General features: G+C 70.8%; 13 protein-coding genes. 12 read left to right on the top strand and 1 reads right to left on the bottom strand.

Annotated elements, in window-relative coordinates; genetic code table 11:
- The 10 genes from ACOJUJ_RS23095 to ACOJUJ_RS23050 form a co-directional block, all read left to right on the top strand.
- On the top strand, positions 1-2868 hold a 2868-nt coding region (locus tag ACOJUJ_RS23095; protein WP_420129278.1), incomplete at its 5' end, for a condensation domain-containing protein.
- Positions 2869-3215: 347 nt separating this feature from the next.
- The gene (locus ACOJUJ_RS23090) at positions 3216-3857 is read left to right on the top strand and encodes a hypothetical protein (RefSeq protein WP_420129277.1); all 642 of its coding nucleotides are present in this window, start codon (positions 3216-3218) and stop codon (positions 3855-3857) included.
- Positions 3858-4131: 274 nt separating this feature from the next.
- On the top strand, positions 4132-4728 hold the full coding sequence (locus tag ACOJUJ_RS23085; protein ID WP_420129276.1) for a hypothetical protein: 597 nt from the start codon (positions 4132-4134) through the stop codon (positions 4726-4728).
- Between the two features lie 251 nt (positions 4729-4979).
- Positions 4980-5315: a tRNA-binding protein gene (locus ACOJUJ_RS23080; RefSeq protein WP_420129275.1), complete on the top strand. Its 336-nt coding sequence runs from the start codon at positions 4980-4982 to the stop codon at positions 5313-5315.
- 28 nt (positions 5316-5343) lie between these two features.
- Complete coding sequence (locus ACOJUJ_RS23075) at positions 5344-7059, top strand: serine hydrolase domain-containing protein (protein WP_420129274.1); 1716 nt, start codon at positions 5344-5346, stop codon at positions 7057-7059.
- 430 nt (positions 7060-7489) lie between these two features.
- The gene (locus ACOJUJ_RS23070; protein WP_420129273.1) at positions 7490-8884 is read left to right on the top strand and encodes a M16 family metallopeptidase; all 1395 of its coding nucleotides are present in this window, start codon (positions 7490-7492) and stop codon (positions 8882-8884) included.
- An 8-nt stretch (positions 8885-8892) separates the two neighbouring features.
- A complete protein-coding gene (locus ACOJUJ_RS23065; protein ID WP_420129272.1) occupies positions 8893-10344 on the top strand; it encodes a M16 family metallopeptidase in 1452 nt (483 codons plus the stop codon).
- Positions 10345-10443: 99 nt separating this feature from the next.
- Positions 10444-11046, top strand: coding sequence for a nucleotidyltransferase domain-containing protein (locus ACOJUJ_RS23060; RefSeq protein WP_420129271.1), 603 nt, complete (start codon positions 10444-10446; stop codon positions 11044-11046).
- Positions 11043-11522: a hypothetical protein gene (locus ACOJUJ_RS23055; protein ID WP_420129270.1), complete on the top strand. Its 480-nt coding sequence runs from the start codon at positions 11043-11045 to the stop codon at positions 11520-11522. The genes ACOJUJ_RS23060 and ACOJUJ_RS23055 overlap by 4 nt, the downstream gene beginning before the upstream one ends.
- Positions 11506-12102 carry a hypothetical protein gene (locus tag ACOJUJ_RS23050; RefSeq protein WP_420129269.1) on the top strand — a complete coding sequence of 199 codons (597 nt, stop codon included), beginning with the start codon at positions 11506-11508 and terminating at the stop codon, positions 12100-12102. Before ACOJUJ_RS23055 ends, ACOJUJ_RS23050 begins: the two co-directional genes overlap by 17 nt.
- A 253-nt stretch (positions 12103-12355) precedes the next feature.
- Here the strand turns inward: ACOJUJ_RS23050 and ACOJUJ_RS23045 are convergent, their stop codons facing one another.
- A complete protein-coding gene (locus tag ACOJUJ_RS23045; protein WP_420129268.1) occupies positions 12356-12880 on the bottom strand; it encodes a superoxide dismutase family protein in 525 nt (174 codons plus the stop codon).
- A gap of 385 nt (positions 12881-13265) precedes the next feature.
- Here ACOJUJ_RS23045 and ACOJUJ_RS23040 point away from each other — a divergent pair, with 385 nt between their 5' ends.
- Positions 13266-13640, top strand: coding sequence for a BlaI/MecI/CopY family transcriptional regulator (locus ACOJUJ_RS23040; protein ID WP_420129267.1), 375 nt, complete (start codon positions 13266-13268; stop codon positions 13638-13640).
- Positions 13637-15286 carry a M56 family metallopeptidase gene (locus ACOJUJ_RS23035; protein ID WP_420129266.1) on the top strand — a complete coding sequence of 550 codons (1650 nt, stop codon included), beginning with the start codon at positions 13637-13639 and terminating at the stop codon, positions 15284-15286. Before ACOJUJ_RS23040 ends, ACOJUJ_RS23035 begins: the two co-directional genes overlap by 4 nt.
- Positions 15287-15293 lie beyond the last annotated feature (7 nt).

Below are 15293 nucleotides of genomic sequence, written 5' to 3'. Positions count from 1 at the left end.
CGCGTCGGCCGCGGCGACGACTTCTTTGCGCTGGGCGGCCATTCGCTTCTGGCCACGCGCGTGGCGGCGCGGGTGCGGCAGGCACTGGGGGTGGAGCTGCCGCTGCGCGCCGTCTTCGAGTCGCCCACCCTGGCCGCGCTGGCGGCGGCCGTGGACGCCCGCCGCCGCGCCGGCCAGGACGCCGCCGCGCCGCCCCTGCGCCGCGTCGCGCGCCACGGCGACGCGCCCGCCTCGTATCAGCAGGAGCGGCTGTGGTTCCTGGACCGGCTGGAAGGCGGCGGCGTCTATCACCTTCCCGCCACGCACCGGCTGCACGGCCCGCTGGACGCCGAGGCCCTGCGCCGCGCCGTGGAGGCGCTGGTCCACCGCCACGAGACGCTGCGGACCGGGCTTCCCGAGGTGGATGGCGCCCCGGTGCAGCGCATCCTTCCCCCCGGGCCCGTCGCCCTGCCGCGGATCGACCTGGCGCCGCTGGCGGACGGGGAGCGTGAGGCGCGGATGGGGCGCGTGGCGCAGGACCACGCCAAACGCCCGTTCGACCTGGAGCGCGGCCCCCTCTTTCGCGCCACGCTGGTGCGGCTGGCGCCGGACGAGCACGTGCTGCTGACCTGCGTGCACCACGCGGTGGCGGACGGCTGGTCCAGCGGCGTGCTGTGGCGCGACCTGTCCGCGCTGTACGCCGCCTTTGCCGGCGGCCAGCCGCCGGCGCTGCCGCCGCTGCCGGTGCAGTACGCGGACTACGCCGTGTGGCAGCGCGAGTGGCTGCGCACCGACACGCTGGACCGGCAGCTGGCCTGGTGGCGGGGCCGGCTGGCCGGCGCGCCCACGCGGCTGGAGCTTCCCCTGGACCGGCCGCGTCCCCCGGGGCAGCCGCACGCGGGCGCCGCGGAGGGGCTGCAGCTGCCGCGCGCGCTGCCCGCCGGCGCCGTCGCGCTGGGCCGGGGCGAGGGCGCCACGCTGTTCATGGTGCTGATGGCCGCCTTTGCCGTGGTCCTGGGCCGGCTGGCGGGGGATGACGACGTGGTGGTGGGCACCCCCGTCGCCGGGCGCACGCGGGCGGAGCTGGAGGGGCTCATCGGCCCGTTCCTCAACAACCTGGCGCTGCGCACCGACCTGTCCGGCGATCCGCCGTTCCGCGCCCTGCTGCGCCGCGTGCGCGAGGGCACGCTGGAGGCGTACGCGCACCAGGACGTGCCGTTCGAGCGGGTGCTGGACGCCGTGCAGCCGGAGCGCAGCCGCGCCCACACACCCGTCTTTCAGGTGATGCTCAACCTCTTCAACTTCGCCGCGGACGAGAAGCGGCTGGAGGGGGTGCGGGTGGAGGGGGCGGGTGCCGGCACGCAGGCGTCCAGCAAGCTGGACCTTACCCTGTACGCCGGCGAGTCGCCGGACGGCCTGGGGCTGCACTGCCTGTACAACCCCCACCTGTTCGATGCCGGGCGGATGCGCGCGCTGCTGTGGCAGGTGGCCGCCGTCCTGCGCCAGGCGGTCGAGGACCCGGACTGCCCGTTGAGCGCCCTGTCGCTGCACACCGCCGCCGACCCGGAACGAGCCGCCGGCCTTACGCTGCGCACCGCCGCCGGCGCCCCCGTGGGCATCGGCGAGGTGGCCCGAGTGTGGTCGGACGAGGCGGGGATGCCCACGGGCCAGCTGGGCCGGCTTCAGCCGGACGGCTCCGTGGTGCTGCTGGGGGATGCGGAGGCGTGGCGTGCCCGCCGCCTCCCCGCCGCGCGCACAACCTCCGCCGCGCCGGAGGCCGTCTTTGCCCCGTCGGTGAACGAGGCCGAGCGCGCGATGGCGCAGGTATGGAGCGAGGTGCTGGACGTGGGGCGGGTGGGGATGGATGACGATTTCTTCGCGCTGGGCGGGCACTCGCTGCTGGCCGTACGGCTGCTGGCGCGCGTGCGCCGGCGCTTTGGCCGCGTGCTGCCGCTGGACGAGCTGTTCCGCAGCCCCACGCCACGCGCGCTTGCCGCCGCGGTGGCGGGCGGCGCCGCGGGCGCGTCCGGCAACCTGGTGCCCATCCAGGCGGGCGGCACGCTTCCGCCGTTCTTCTGCGTGCACCCGGCGGGCGGCACCGTCTTTCACTACGCCGAGCTCGCCCGCCTGCTGGGCCCCGACCAGCCGTTCTACGGCCTGCAGGCCACCGGCGTACAGGGCGAGGCGGAGCCGCTGTCGGAGGCAGGTGCCATGGCGGAGCGCTACCTGGCCCAGCTGCGGCGGGTGCGGCCGGCGGGGCCGTACCTGCTGGGCGGCTGGTCCGCGGGCGGCGTGATCGCGCTGGAGATGGCGCACCGGCTGCGCGCGCAGGGGCAGACGGTGGCGACGGTGGCGCTGCTGGATGCGCGCCCCCCCGACGTTCATCAGACGCGCGGGCCGCTGGACCCGGCCGCGCTGTACCGCGGCTACGCCGAAAGCCTGGTCGCCGCGGACCCGGCTGCGCTGGCGGAGCTGGAGTCCGCCCTTCGCGCGCTGCCCCCGGCGGAGCGGCTGCCGCACCTGTCCGCGTGGATGGCGGCCCACGGCATGGAGACGGCCGAGGTGGAGCGGATCCGCGCCGCCCTGCGCGTGTTCCAGGCGACCTCCGCCGCCACGCGCCAGCACCCCCTGCCGCCGTACGCCGGGCGCGTGGACCTGTTCTGCGCGCGCGAGGGCGCCGCGGGCGAGGGGATGGAGGCGGCGGGGCTGCCGGCGAAATGGCGCGCGTTCGGCCTGGGCGATCTGCACGTGCACGCGGTGCCCGGCACCCACGCCGACATGGTGCTGCCGCCGCACGTCCAGGCGCTGGCCGCTTCCCTGCGCGATGCCCTTGCGCAGGCCCGCCCCGGCGCCGCGGGCGCGGAGCCCGCGGATCACGTCGAGCCATAGCCTCGCGGATGAGTTCGGGGTTGGAAAACGCCAGATTTTCCGCACGGTGACTGCATCCGAAAGGGACTTCCCAAAGCCCCGGAGAGCCGCTAAACTAGACGGAGGAGCCAGCAGCGAGGGAGGGTGAGATGGCAAGATGGCGCACGATTCAGCCTGCGCACGAGAGCGACAAAATCACCGTCGAAGAGGCCATGGAGGCATGGCGGAGGGTGGAGGAGCGGGCCAGGCAGCGGGGCCGCTCAAAAAGCGTGAGAGCCACCCAAGACACGGTGGCCGCAAACCCCGCTGGTTCCGCTCGCGCCAAGGTGGCGGCGGATCACGACGCATCGCCATAGCCCGGCCCGATGATGAGAAGCTACGACAACAGCGTCTTCATCAACTGCCCTTTCGATCTTGCGTTTCGGCCTCTCTTCGAGGCCGTTGCTTTTGCGGTGTACGACTGTGGGTTCTACCCCCGGTCTGCTCTGGAGGTGGAGGACAGCAGCGAAGCGCGGATCGAGAAGATCATCCGGATCATCGCCGAGTGCCGGCTGGCTGTTCACGACATCTCACGAACGCAACTCGATCGTCACTCGCGCCTCCCGCGCTTCAACATGCCCCTGGAGCTGGGGATCTTCATCGGCGCGAAGGCGTTCGGAACGGGTGTGCACCGGCGCAAGGCGGCGATTGTGCTCGACACGGACAGGTATCGCTACCAGAAGTACATCTCGGACATCGCCGGGCAGGATATCCGCGCTCACGGACGTAGTCCTGTCCAGATGATTCAGCAGGTGCGCGACTTTCTCGTTACGCACTGCGGCGAAGGCGTGCTTCTGCCGGGGGGTGACAAGATCGTTGATCGTTACCTCACCTTCCGGGGTGGATTGTCGGAGATGTGCGCCGAGGCTCACCTGCCGCCGCCGGAGCAACTTACCTTCCGGGATATGACTACGCTCGTTGTGGCGTGGCTACGGCGAAATCCGCTAAGCCCACGTATGGTTTCGGCGTAGCGATCCCGGCTCTGCAGCCTCGCTACGGATGTACTGGAGACGGCTGACGGACGGACCGGCTGCAGGTGCGAAATGGCTTGCGGTTACCTCACGCAAAAGCCTCGTCTCCGGGCAGGAGATGAGCCTTGGCTTTGTTGCGACGCCTGGTTTACAGGAGCGGGTACACCCCACGGATCGAATCGCCGGGTGCGTGGGTACTTCGCGCGTCCGCTGCGGCGCCGCATCCACATCCTCCGCGCGCGCCGGAAGTCCCACTTGGTTCCCTGATTCGGCCATGCGACGCAACGTCCTTCTGGCGGCCGTACTTTCCATCGTTTTCAACCCTGGTTCCGCGGGGGCGCAGTACGGGCAGGGCGGTTTCGTGCTGGCGGGGCAGGGGGCCGGCGGAAACGGCCTGGTGGACGCGCGCTTCAGCGTGGAGATGGGGTACACCATCGAGGTGGGCGAGCGCAACGGGGCGTACCTGGGCGGCCGCTCCACGCTGGGCATTCACCCGCTGCGCGCCAACCAGCAGGGGCTGCTCGACCTCCACGGCAACGGCACGGGGACGGTCAAGGGCGGCGGCGGCACGCTGTACGATACCGGCGCCGACATCGAGATCGGCTACGGGATGGGCGTGGTGCGCGCCTACGGGTTCGTCGGCATACACTACCTGCAGCAGTTCGTGAACCCCGCGACCATCGAGTCCGGCGGCGAAGAGGTGGAGGTCATTACCCGCCGCCGCGACACCATCACCAACGGACGCGGCCTTGGCGTGCACCTGCGCCTGACCGACACCGGCGCGCTGGTGGCCGAGCACTACCGCGGCGGCGGCGACGACGGCGTGATGCGCATCTCTGGCACCCGCTTCGGGTTGCGCTGGATTCTGTAGCCGGCGGACGTCTCGCCGGCGTGATGCCGAATCCGCGAAAAGATTGGGCACGCAGAGGAAGCGGAGGAAGCAGAGAACTGCATGTACAAACTCTGCTTCCTCTGCTCCCTCCGCGTGAAACCTGCAGTCGTGGGAATACGGAGTGAGTTTGCGGATGTGGTACGACGCCCCGCCGCGCCTTGCCGGCCCTCGCCAAAACCGTCATCCTCCCCAGCCAGTTAGCCTTCCCACGGACAGTGTTCAGCGGTGCGATGACGATCGAGTACGGTGATTTCGAGAAGGTGGAGATGCGGGTGGGGCGGGTGCAGCGCGCGGAGCCGTTTCCCGAGGCACGCAAGCCCGCCATCAAGCTGTGGATCGACTTTGGGCCGGAGATCGGGATCAGGAAGAGCAGCGCGCAGATTACCGTGCATTACACGCCGGACGCGCTCGTCGGCACCCTGGTGATCGCCGTCACCAACTTTCCGCCGCGGCAGATCGGCCCGTTCATGAGCGAGGTGCTGGTGCTGGGCCTCCCCGATCCGGACGGCGCCATCGTCCTTCTCAGGCCGGACCAGGACGTTCCCCTGGGCGGCCGCGTGTTTTGATCGGGGAATCCACCACCCGCTCCGTGGTATGATCGGGATGCGCCGCGGGGGCTGGATCCTGCTCGCCGCGCTGGCCGGGTGCGATTCGCCGGTGCCGCGCGAGGCCGCCGCGCGCCCGCGGGAGCCCGCCGTTGCGCAAGCCCGCACCGACACCGCCATCTCCGCCGCAGGGCGCCTGGCCGGGCCGGATTCCGCCGTCCTGCGCGCGCGGATCGATTCCGTGTTCGCTCGCTTCGACCGGCCGGGCTCGCCCGGGTGCGTGGTGGCGGTGATGGACGCGGGGCGCATCGTCTTCGGGCGGGGCTACGGATCGGCGGACATTGCGCGGGGAACGCCGTTTACCACGGCCAGCGCCTTTGACGGTGCGTCGATGGCCAAGCAGTTCATCACCTTCGGCATCCTGCTGCTGGAGCGCGAAGGCAAGCTGTCGCTGGACGATCCGGTGCAGAAGCACCTGCCCGAGCTTCCGGACTACGGCGCGCCCGTCACCATCCGCCACCTGATCCACCACACCAGCGGCCTGCGCGACGCGGAGGTGGGGTGGTTCACCGGCGGACGCGTCGAAGACCCCGCCCTCATTCCCAGCCTGAGCTTTCCCCCCGGCACCCGCCACGTCTACGACGACACAGGCTACGACCTGCTGCACCGCATCACCGAGCGCGCGGCGGGCGAGCCGGTGGGCCAGTTCCAGCGCACGCGCATCTTTGGCCCGCTGGGGATGACGCACACCGCCAACCCCGCAGTTCGCCGGGTTCGCGCCTACGCGCAGGACCGGGACGGGTCCGGCTTTCACCTGGCGATGACGGAGGAGAACGGCGGGTTCACCACCACGCCGGAGGACCTGGCCCGGTGGGACGCCAACTTCTACGACGGGCGCGTGGGCGGCCACGACGTGGTGCAGGCGATGCAGCGCGAGGGCAGGCTGAACAGCGGCGAGACGATTCCGTACGCCATGGCGCTGCACACGGAGCCGTACCGCGGGCTGCGGCGCCTGTGGCACGGCGGGCTTAGCCAGGGATACCGCTCGCAGTTCATGCGCTACCCGGACCAGCGCACCTCGGTGCTGGTGATGTGCAACGTCTACCAGATGGCGGAGCCCAACTCGCTGGCCGAGCGCGTAAGCGACGTAGTCCTGGCCGACGAAATCGCCCGCGCCGAACGCGCCGCCCCCGCCGCCGCGCTGGCCGCGGAGGCTCCCGCCCCCTCCGCCGCCGAACTGCGGCGCTACGAGGGCGTGTACATCAACCGTGACGAGCAGTTCGTCCGCGCCATCCGCGTGCATCAGGGACGGCTGCAGATGCGGCAGTGGATCACCTGGTACGGCATGCGTCCGCTGGGCGGCGGCCGCTTTCGCGTGGAGGGCCAGCCGCTCACGTCCACCTTCCGCGCCGCGCCGGAGGGCGGGTACGTGCTGGAGGAGCAGGCGGATGGCCGGCGCGCGCCCCTGGTGCTGCGCGAGGTGCCGGACGACGACCGCGCCCCCGCGGAGCTGGACCGCTACACCGGCGCCTACCGCAGCGACGAGCTGCGCTCCACGTGGACGGTCACCCGCGCCGGCGGCGAGCTGCGCGTGAGCGGCGGCCCGCGCGGGGGCCTGCGCCTGCGCCCGGCGGGCGAGGACGCGTTCACCGACGGCACCTACGTGCTGGTCCTTTTTCGCCGCGACACCTCCGGCCGCATCACCGGCCTGACCGCCGCCACCCAGCGCGTCCAGAACCTGCAATTCACGAAGGGCGGATCGTAAGTCGGATGGGTGGCGATCAGTGTGGCCCCTCGCCGTCCACATTCGGCGCGACGAACCAGGAGGGTGTTGCAAACGTCCTCAAGCGTTGATTTCCTGAGGGAGGCGCCGCGCGTAACTTGCTGATGCGATGAAGGTTGGCGCCGACCGAAGGATCTGGTCGGTACAGCCGTGGGGCCTGGCTTCACCGCGCGGATCTTAGCCCTGCGTGGGGCAGACGAGATCCTTCGGTCGCGCGCAAGCGGTTGTGAAGGTTCACGTTCCGTGTGGCGCTCCCTCAGGAAATCACCATCTGGGTTTGATTTCCCCTTGTTCTGCTTCGCTGCGCCGAAACCCCGATCCTCCTTCCGGCACTCCGTCATCCGTTGTCGCGCCGCCGTTGCGCGCGTACTATGACGGCGATCCTACCGCGAACCTGCACTTCGAGCGGCACATGAGACGAATCGTTCCCGCACTTGTCCTTTCCCTGGCAGCGGCGCCGCCCGGAGTGGCGGCGGCACAGGCACCCCCCGCCCCTTCCGTGCGGCTGGACTACGAGGAAGAAACGCTGCCCAACGGGCTGCGCGTCATCTACCACGTGGACCGTTCGGCGCCGGTGGCGGCCACGGTGCTGTGGTACGACGTGGCCAGCAAGCACGAACAGACGGGCAAAACCGGCTTTGCCCACCTGTTCGAGCACCTGATGCTGTTCACCGGGTCGCGCAACGCGCCCGAGGGGCGGCACTTTGGGCTGCTGGAGGCGGTGGGCTCGCGCACGGGGACCGACATCAACGGCACCACCAGCTGGGACCGCACCAACTTCTTTCAGCAGGTGCCGGCGCACGCGCTGGAGCTGGCGCTGTGGCTTGAGGCGGACCGCATGGCCACGCTGGACGAGGCTCTGAACGACACCAAGCTGGTGAACCAGCGCGAGGTGGTGAAGAACGAGCGCCGCCAGAGCAACGACAACCAGCCGTACGGCGTGTGGGTGGAGCGGATGCTGGCCAACCTGTATCCGCAGGACCACCCGTACCATCACCCCGTGATCGGCTACATGCAGGACCTGGAGAACGGGTCGCTGCAGGACGTGCGCGACTTCTTCCGCACCTATTACGTCCCCAACAACGCCGTGCTGGCCATCGCGGGTGACATCGACATCCCCGCGACCAAACAGATGGTGCGCCGATACTTTGGCGGGATCGCGCGCGGGCCCGCGCCGCCGCCGGTGCGCAACGTGCCCCTGCCGCCGCGGCTGGGTGACAGCCGGCGCGAGGTGATCCAGGACCGCAACGCGCCGTCGCCGGCCGTATACGTGGGCTATCGCGTCCCCGGCGCGCGCGACCCGCAGGCGCCGGAGGTGGCGCTGCTGTCCACCGTGCTGGCCACGGGGCGCTCGTCACCGCTGTACGAGACCATGGTTCGCGACCGGCAGGTGGCCACCAGCGTGTTCGGCTTCAACTTCGGGCTGGTGGAAGGCGCCGACATGCTGGTGGTGGGCGCCGTGGGCAAGCCGGGCGCCAGCGCCGATTCGCTGGAGGCGGCACTGCTGGCGGAGCTGGACGGGATCGCGGCCCGCATCGACGCCGAAGGGCTGCAGCGCGCCCAGGCGGCGGAAGGCTACTCGCTGGTGAACCAGCTGCAGACCATGGGCGGCTTTGGCGGGCGCGGTGACGTGCTGGCGCAGGGCGCCGTGTTCTACGGCGACGCGGGGTGGATCAACGGCTGGCTTCCGGCGCTGAACGGCGTGACGGTGGCCGGCCTGCAGGCGCTGGTGCGCGACCGCATGACGGCGGACAACCGCGCGGTGCTCGTATTTGTCCCCGCCCCGCGCACGGAGGGAGCCCAGTGAACCGGCAGATGACGATTCGCCTGACGATGGCCGCCGCGCTGGCGGCCTCCGCCACCCTGGACGCGCAGCCGGAGCCGCGCCCCGCGCCGCAGATCGTGGCGCAGCAGCCCGGGCTGGCCCCGGTGCGCCCGTACACGCTGCCGCCGGTGGACGAGTTCCGCCTGTCCAACGGCCTGCGCGTGGTGGCCGTGCGGCAGACGGCGGTGCCCATGGTGACGGCACGGCTCATCCTGGACGCCGGTGCCGAGCACGAGCCCGCCGCGCGCGCCGGACTGGCCGTGCTGACGGCCAACCTGCTGCCGGAAGGCTCCACGACGCTTTCCGGGCCGGAGCTGGCGGCGCGGATGGAGCGGCTGGGCGCGGAGTTCCAGACGGGCGCGGCGCAGAACGCCGCCTTTGTGGCCGTCACGGCGCTCAAGCCCGTGTTTGGCGAGGCGCTGGGGCTGGCGGCGGGGACGGTTTCCGCGCCGGCGTTCCCGGAGCGCGACTTTGAGCGGGTGCGGCAGCAGGGGATCACGGCGCACGTGCAGGCGCAGGCCACGGTAGAAGGGCTGGCGACCGAGGCCTTTTCCCGCGCGGTCTTTGCCGCCGAGGCGCCGTACGCGCGGCGCACGTCGGGGACGGCCACGTCGCTGGCCACCATCACCCGCGACGACGTGCTGCAGTGGCACCGGTCGATGTACGTGCCGTCCAACTCTACGCTGCTGCTGGTGGGCGACCTGAGCGCCGACGAGGCGCGGCGGATGGCGGAGCAGGCGTTTGGCGGGTGGCGGGGCCAAGCGCCGCGGCTGGCGCGCCCGGCCAACCCGGTGCGCCCCGTTTCGGCCACGCGGGTGATCCTGGTGGACCGTCCCGGGTCGGTGCAGTCGGCCATCCGCATCGGGCAGGCGGCGATCGGCGCGGAGGACCCGGACTACCTGCGGCTGGCGGCGCTCACGCAGGTGCTGGGCGGTGCCTTCAACGCGCGCATCAACCAGAACCTGCGCGAGCGGCACGGCTGGACGTACGGCGCGTTCGCCAACTACAGCGCGTTGCGCGGCGGCGGCACGCTGTTCATCAACTCTTCCGTGCGCACCAACGCCACCGACTCGGCGGTGGCGGAGTCGGTGCGCGAGTTCCGCCGCATCGTGGACGAGGCGGTGCCGGCGGAGGAGCTGGCGGGCGCGGCGGGGAACCTGGCCGGGAGCTTTCCCGCCTCCGTGCAGACGGTGCAGGGCCTGGCGCAGCGGATGCAGAACCTGCTGGTGTGGGGGCTGCCGATGGACTTCTACGCCGCCTACGGCCCCCGGCTGGCGGCCATGACCCCGGCAGACATCTCCGCCGTGGGCCGCGCCCGCCTGACGCCGTCGGCGGTCACCGTGGTGGTCGCGGGTGACCTGGCCACCATCGAGGCTCCCATCCGCGCCCTGAACCTGGGCGAGGTGGAAGTCTGGTCCCCCGCCGGCGAACGCATCCACTGATTCGCGGCATCGGCGTTTCACGACCCCGGCTCCGGAGGATTGGAGCCGGGGTTTCGTCGCAACGGGTATCGCCCTATGTTTGAGGGCAAAGGGGGAGCAATGGATCGATTGAACGATTTTCTAGGATCGGAGGCGCGCGCCCGGCTGCTCGCACACTTTGTGGTGCATCCGGACGGACGCGACCACGTGCGGGCGCTGGAGCGGCACACGGGCCTGGGCAAGCGCTCGCTGCAGGCGGAGCTCGCGCGTCTGGAGGCGATGGGGCTGGTGCGGCGTGAGGCGGATGGCCGGCGGGTCGTCTACCGGCGCGAGGACGGCAACCGGCAGTGGCGCGCCATCGAGTCGCTGGTGGCGGAGTACGCGCCCGGGCTGGTGCTGCGCGACGCGCTCAACGAGGTGCCGGGCATCGACGCGGCATTCATCTTCGGCTCGCAGGCGCGCGGAAATGCGCGGCCGGACAGCGACATCGACCTGCTGATCCTGGGCGAGCGGATAGACGATGCGGAACTGGGCGCCGCGCTGCTGGAAACGGCCTTGGTGCTCGACCGCCCCGTGGACGTGAAGCGTTATGACGCGGAGCGCTTCATCCGCGATCGGGCGCCCGGCGCGAGCTTTCTGCCCAACGCGCTCGCTGGACCGATCCACTTCCTGATCGGCTCGCCGGCCGTGCTCCCCGGCGCCTCAACCGTGTTTGCCGGATGACGGATCGCATACAGAACCTGGTCGATGCGGGCCGGCTGTCGCGCGATGCGGCAGCGGATGACGAGATCGTGGGGCTCTGGACCAACGCGCTGCAGGCAGCTGATGACGCACAGGTGGAAAGCGTGAGTGCCAACGGCCGTCTGCTGCGCGCGTACGACGCGGGCCGGATCGCCGCTGCCGCCGTGGTGCGTTCGCGCGACCTGCGCGTGCGGGCGGCCAACCACCACAAGCTCACGCTGGCCGTCGCGGCGCTGGTCTCCGGTCCGGAGCTCGCCCTGGCGTTCAGTGAGATGGACGGGATGCGGCGGCTGCGCGCAGATCTGGAGACCGCTGGCAGGCCGGCGCGTCCGACGCCGACGTGCAGCGCGCGCTGGATGTGGTGCGGCGCATTCTTCGTCAGGGTGCGGTCGAGCTGGCGGCCAGCCGTCCCTTCGCGGGCGCCCGTCTTCCGAAGAAATGATGCTGCGTTGCGATGATCGTGTTTTGACGCTGTGGCGGCTGCGGCTCATCCTGGTGTTCTTAGTGCTCGCCGGCTGTACGTCGGCTCCGGCGCCTACACCCCCCGCGCCGCCGGTGCAGCCCACGCCGCGGATCGTGGCGGAGGTGCCGCAGGTGGAGGCGCAGCCGGTGCAGGCGCGGGTGGACACGGTCGAGGTGTGCGTGCTGCACCAGGGGAAGCTGGCGAACGTGCGGGCGGAGCGGCTGGCGACGGGGGACACTGTGGTTGGCGGGCGGCCGTTCTCGGCGGTGTATGCGGATACGGGGCAGTACGCGCTGACCCGCGAGTGGTACGTGAACAGCGAAAGCATCGACTACGATCCGGAAAACGTCTGCTTCGTCCGGTACGGGCTGCCGCGGGTGGTGGAGCTGGATTCCGTGGTGCGGCTGGGCTCGTGGCGCGGCGTACCGGTGTTCCGCGAGCGCTCGAACACCGGGACGCCGATGGTGATCTACGTTCCCGTGCGTGCCGGCTGCGAACTGCAGCCGTACCAGACCGAAGCGATCGCTCCGCCTCCATCGTGCCCCAAGCCGGAGTACCAGTTCCGGGTGCCGTAAACGGGCGCGGAGATTCGGGGGGCTGCGGCGCGGATTGAGCCCCACGGTTGTGCGGGCGAGATCCTTCGGTCGGCGCCCCGGGTTCTTCATCCGGGCGGCTTCGGCGCGGCGCCTCCCTCAGGAAGTCAATGCGTGGTCGGGTCGTATCGAAGGCAACGCCGTTGTTGGGCTGTAACCAAGTGATCGGCCAGTAAGACAAGCGGCCCGCCGCGCATTCACGCGCGGCGGGCCGCTTTCATCATCCGTCGAAGCGTCAGTCGGCTTCGGGGATGACGCCGCAGGCGATGCGGGCGCCGGAGTTGCCCGACGGGTCGGTGCGGTAGTCGTCGGCGGTGGCGTGCACCATCAGCGAGGTGCCGCCGTCCTTGCGCACGGAGTTGGCGCCCTGACCCATCATTGTAACGCCCCGCGCGATGCCGCTCATGGTGCCGCGCCCGTTGGCGTCGACCGTAATGTTGGGCAGGTCGCCCGCGTGCGGGCCGGCGGGGTTCTCGGTGCCGTGCTGGCGGTTCGCCGGATTGAAGTGCGGGCCCGCCGTGGTGAACTCGGGCGCGTCGCACTGGCCGTTCTGGTGGATGTGCACGCCATGCACCCCGGCGGGAAGCTGGCTGGCGCTCAGTACCACCTGCACGCCCTCGGTGGCGGGTGAAATCAGCGCCGTTCCCACCGTGCGCCCGGTGGCGTCGCGCAGGGTAATCGTCTGCGTGTTCGCGATCGCGCCGGCCGCGGCGCACCCCGACAGCGCCAGCACGGCGGCGCCGGCAAGCAGCCCTCTCATCCTCATCGTCTCTCCTCAGGCCGTTCTCTTGAATCACCACTCTCCCGCGCCCCGGTGGACGCGTGCGGTGCGGGTCAGCAAGAGTCGTGCGGACGACGAACGGATTGGTCTCACACGGAGTCAACGGAGTTAACGGAGTGAAGCATTCGTGAGCACTTCAACACCGTGCAATGCCCGGATTACGTCTCCCATTAGTACCGCCGAATGCTCGTAGAGATCGCGCAGAACAAACTCCGTTAACTCCGTTGACTCCGTGTGAGACACATCTTTGAAGCTGTACACAACGACAAAATCCGCTACCGCACATCATCTACTAAAAAAATAGTTGACAGATGCGGAGGAGGCGATTACCATCTACTAAGACTCTAGTAGAAAGGGGCAAGGGGTGGAGATCAACTTTACGGAGCGCGAGCTGGACGTGATGGGCGTGCTGTGGGACCGCGGCGGCGGCACCGTGGCCGAGGTGCGCGAGCGGCTGGCCGACGACCTGGCCTACACCACCGTGCTTACCGTCCTGCGCACGCTGGAGGAAAAGGGGTACGTGGGCCACACCGAAGAGGGAAAGGCCTACCGCTACCACCCCCTGGTCGAGCGGCAGGCGGCCGGCACCAGCGTGCTCAAGCGCATGCTGCACAAGCTGTTCAAGGACTCGCCCGAGCTGCTGCTGACGCACCTGGTAAGCGACCGCGGCCTGAGCGACGACGAGCTGCGGCGCATGCGGCGGCTGCTGGACGAGCGCATGGGCGAGGAGGAGCGATGATCGCGCAGTGGATGCTGTACTGCCTGGCCGTGGGCGCGCTGCTGTCGCTGGCCGCGCTGGCCACGGAGCGGGCGATGCGCGCCTTTGCGCTCCCCCAGCGCTGGGTGTGGGCCACGGCGATGGTGCTGATGCTGGCGATCCCCGCCGCCGCGCGCTGGATGCCTCGCGCTCCGGCGCCCACTCCGGCGGCGACGGCCCCGGGCGGCGAGGGAACGCGGCTGCGGCTGGCGGATTTTCCCGCCGCGGCGGCGGAGAGCGCATCCCGTGTGGACGCGGCCGCGCTGGACGGGCCGCTGGCGATCGGGTGGATGATGGCGAGCGCGGCGGCCGTCCTCGCGCTCCTGGCCGCGTGGGCGGTGCTGGAGCGGCGGCGGCGGGGATGGAAGGCGGCAGAGGTGGACGGCGTCCGCGTCCTCCTCTCCCCCGCGACGGGGCCGGCGGTGATCGGCTTTTTCCGCAGCCGCATCGTGCTGCCGCGGTGGGTGGTGGAGGACGCGCCGGCGGAGGTGCGCGCGCTGCTGCTGCAGCACGAGCAGGAGCACCTGCGCGCGGGGGACCCGCGGCTGCTGGCGCTGGGGCTGGCCGCCGTCGCGGTGATGCCGTGGAACCCCGCCGCGTGGTGGCAGCTTCGCCGGCTGCGGCTGGCGGTGGAAGTGGATTGTGATGCCCGTGTCCTGGCGCGCCGCGCCGACGTGCGGGCGTACGGCACCCTCCTGCTGGAGGTGGGTCGCCGCGGAGCGGGCGGACGGCTGCTGGCTGCCGCCTTCAGTGAACCTGCATCGTTTCTCGAAAGGAGAATCCGCATCATGACAAGTCCACGAGCACGCCGGCCCTGGCTTCGCGCCGCCGGCTTTGGCGCGGCGGCGCTGGCCATGGTCGCCGCCGCCTGCGAGGCGCCCGGCCCCGTGCAGCCCTCGCCCTCGCCCGCGTCCACCACCATCGAAACCGTGAGCGGCGGCGGGACGATGGCCATGCCCAACGGTTCCGGCATCTCGCGCAGCGCGATCGAGGCGGCCGTGCGCGCGCACTATCCCGAGGTGTTCAGCGCCGCCCCCACCGCGTCGGCAAGCCTTCTCTTTGTGGTCGATACGGACGGCACCATCGCGCGGCACGAGCGCGTGCAGCTGCGGCGGCCGGGCGGCGCGCAGGCCACCGGCCCGGAGACGGCGAGCAGGGCGCGCCAGCCCTCGAAGATGAGCAGCGACGAGATGCGGGAGAGCATGGTGGACGTCGTGGGCTTTTCGCCGGGGCAGATGGGGCCCGGGCGCGTGGAGGTGCTGTGGATCCGCAAGCTCACCCCCGGTCAGAGGGTGGCGAGCACCGAAACCACGCGCGAGCGGGAGCCGGCCGGTCAGGAGCCCCCGTTCCGCGAGTCGCCCACCAGCAAGGTGGAGATCACCGCCGAGCAGGCGCGCGAGTACGTCGCGCGGTACCTGCCGGAGGTGGCGCGCAACGGCACCACGGCCGAGTTCGTGTGGATTATCGCCGACGCGAGCGGGCAGGTGCTGGAGTACGGCGACAGCGACCACAGCGAGGCGTTGAACCGCGACATGGAGTCCATCGCCAACGTGCAGGTGTTCAAGACGGAAAGCCTGGTCTTCAACGGCCACCCCGTCTCGCTGGTCTACGTCACCCGCAAGGCCTGAAGAAGAT

The sequence above is a fragment of the Longimicrobium sp. genome (genome assembly GCF_048594345.1).
Classification (GTDB): Bacteria; Gemmatimonadota; Gemmatimonadetes; order Longimicrobiales; family Longimicrobiaceae; genus Longimicrobium.
This window is presented reverse-complemented; position numbering and strand designations above follow the sequence as displayed.